This is a genomic window from Vibrio sp. 2033, assembly GCF_033339735.1.
Map to the genome: position 1 here is coordinate 1 of NZ_JAWOVC010000598.1, position 584 is coordinate 584.

Annotated in this window: 1 protein-coding gene; it reads right to left on the reverse strand. The window is 46.9% G+C overall.

Annotation, left to right across the window (positions count from 1 at the left end; genetic code table 11):
* A partial coding sequence (locus R7P74_RS27995) for an undecaprenyl-diphosphate phosphatase (protein WP_318123940.1) occupies positions 1-584 on the reverse strand: 584 nt, incomplete at both ends.

Here is a 584-nt window from a genome sequence, read left to right on the forward strand (position 1 = left end):
TCATGCCCATGCGTGAAATCATTTTCAAGAAGAAGTGAATACAGATGTAAGCGCTAATAAATGAAGTCAGAATACCAGTCAGCAAAAAGCCAACGTGCACAGGCTCACCGCTGGTAACCAGCTTCATGCCCAAGTAGCTACCAGCTAATGTGATGATAGGAATCGACATCAAAAATGAAAAACGCGCTGCCGCTTCACGAGTGAAGCCCAAATATAGAGCGGCAGTGATCGTTGCACCAGAACGTGAAGTCCCAGGGATCATCGCAAGTGCTTGAGCAATACCAATAAACACCGCTTTCTTCCAGCCAGTTTGGTACTCATCGGCAACAAGCTTGGCATTCTTATCCACCCACCAAAGCAACAAACCGAATACGATGGTGGTTGTCGCAATCACATAGGCACTGCGCAGGTAGACTTCGATAACGTCTTTCATCAGCAAACCGAACACACACGCCGGAATAGTCGCGATCACGATCATCCATGCCAGTTTTGCTTCTTTACTGCGGTCACCTTTGAAGATCGAAGCAAACAATGCTCGGAATAAAGTGATCACTTCGTGGCGGAAATAAATCACAACCGCCATC